General features: G+C 29.5%; 2 protein-coding genes. Both read left to right on the top strand.

Going from position 1 to position 2,085, the window contains the following annotated elements; genetic code table 11:
- Positions 1 to 181: 181 nt before the first annotated feature.
- Positions 182 to 880, top strand: a complete 699-nt coding sequence (locus ACFQ13_RS01810; protein ID WP_386113414.1) for a hypothetical protein — start codon at positions 182 to 184, stop codon at positions 878 to 880.
- A gap of 148 nt (positions 881 to 1,028) precedes the next feature.
- Complete coding sequence (locus ACFQ13_RS01815; RefSeq protein WP_386113415.1) at positions 1,029 to 1,877, top strand: hypothetical protein; 849 nt, start codon at positions 1,029 to 1,031, stop codon at positions 1,875 to 1,877.
- The last annotated feature ends 208 nt before the right edge of the window (positions 1,878 to 2,085 follow it).

Raw genomic sequence — 2,085 nt, forward strand, 5'->3', positions numbered from 1 at the left:
GCATTGAGCTTACTTGCGAAAATTCCTGCGGAATTTTCACTGGTTCGTTAAAGTTTACTAACTTAGTTGCCCAACCACGCAACTAACCATACACAAACACGTTGGCAAACATTTAAGAGCAACTTAACGGGAAAGAAAAACAAACTGAATTGGATAACAGCATAATCGGAATTAAAATATTATGAAATACTCAATTCTAACAATATTATTTTTGATTTTGGGTTACAGTTGTAATAGTAACCAAAGTAATCAACAAAATATTGAAAATCAAAAGAAAGAACTAAACTGTATTTCTAACTTAAAGTACATAGAGAGAAATGGAAGAATTGACAGTACAATGATTGATTATATAAAAGCAGATTGGTCGAAAGAATATAAAATTGAATTTAAGAATATCAATGACACATTGTTTCTTTATGGTTCCAAATTAAATGAAAACGTTAAAAATTATCGTTTGTATCCTGGACCTTACTTAACTTCAAAAACTAAATATAATTCTGAATTGGTTTGCTCTGAAAAAATAATAATCCATCAGAATGAAATTAAATATTCATTCTGTTATCCTGACATAATTGACTTTCTCGATAAGCAAATTAAAAAAAGCGAAAACGATGTTTACTTTTACAGATATGCAAAGCAAAAAGACAATTTGCTAAATAAAATAAAGGAAAAGGAATCCATATTTTATTGTGACTACTTATTGTACGATTTACTAATGAATTTACCTTATAATGCTTATGATAAATACAGGAAACTGGAAGTTTCAAAAATTATTTTAAGTGATTATTATAATGGTTGGTCTGGTGGAAGCGAATATTTTTTATTAAATAAACGAAATGACACAATAGCTTACGATGGATTTCAACGATGGATACAATAAAAACGATTTGCCAACACCGTGTATAATTAATTGCTTGTGACTTGCCTACGTGGAAATTCCTTCGGAATTTCCTCTCGTTCGGTTCATTTTTGCTAACTTAGTTGCTTAACCACGCAACTAACCATACACAAACACGTTAGCATTTATTATGAAAAAAAACATTACAATTCTATTAATACTTTTTTTAACAATAAGTTCTTGCCATTCTCAAATTCCAATAAAAAAATATCGAACCGAAATTGAAAAACTAAATACGGAAAAACAGATAAGCGAATATTGGAATAAACTGCATAAAATTGACCAAGAGATTTTAGTTAACACTCGTGAATTAAGAATTGCTGACAGTATTTCAATATCAAATATGATAAAAACTGCTTTAATTTTCGATATACACGGAACTAAAGGATATAACTCAAATGGATATAGTGGATTTGTACCAATTCTCAACCTTTCCCATAACCAAATTGGACAAAGTCAAATAGCATATTGGCCAATTATTGAAGAATGCAAAGAAATAGGTGGAGCTATCGAAAGTTTTGGAGGAAAATATCCAGCGTATCAACTCGAAAGTGTGACATTAACTTTTTACAATTATTCTGTATTTAATCAGGAAGAAAAATACCCAAACCTCATAAAAAAAATGAGTGAATTAAAAACTGACGATATCGTCAACGAACTTTTAAAAACATATGAATACCAAAATGAATTACGTAAATTAAGTGAAGTTGCTAAATTAAATAGTTGGCATCTTCAAAATCATAGAGACCGAATTGACGAAGGCGAATTTTCTATTGTAAAAATGTCAGATGATAATTTGTATTTAAAAAAATACGAGCGAATTCAAAAACTTGAACTACTTAAAACAAATAATGCCTCGAAAGAATACAGAATTATAAACGAACCGTTTGGTTGGAAATATGTCTATAGAGAAGATGGCAGTTTAAGTTTAATTGACGAAAAAGATAACGAATTAATCAATTACACTCTAATAAAATAACAAATGCTAACACCGTGTATAATTAATTGCTTTTTACGTGCTTACTTGTGAAAATTCCTGCGGAATTTTCACGGGTTCGTAAAAGTTTGCTAATTTAGTTTCTTAACCACGCAACTAACCATACACAAACACGTTGGCAAACATTTAAGAGCAACTTAACGGGAAAGAAAAACAAACTGAATTGGATAACAGCATAATCGGAATTAAA

The organism is Winogradskyella rapida, from assembly GCF_042675845.1.
GTDB classification, from domain to species: Bacteria; Bacteroidota; Bacteroidia; order Flavobacteriales; family Flavobacteriaceae; genus Winogradskyella; species Winogradskyella rapida.

Bases quoted from the DNA above. Each gene is read 5' to 3' on its own strand.
- ACFQ13_RS01815 (WP_386113415.1), top strand. From the start codon at position 1,029: ATGAAAAAAAACATTACAATTCTATTAATACTTTTTTTAACAATAAGT.
- ACFQ13_RS01810 (WP_386113414.1), top strand. From the start codon at position 182: ATGAAATACTCAATTCTAACAATATTATTTTTGATTTTGGGTTACAGT.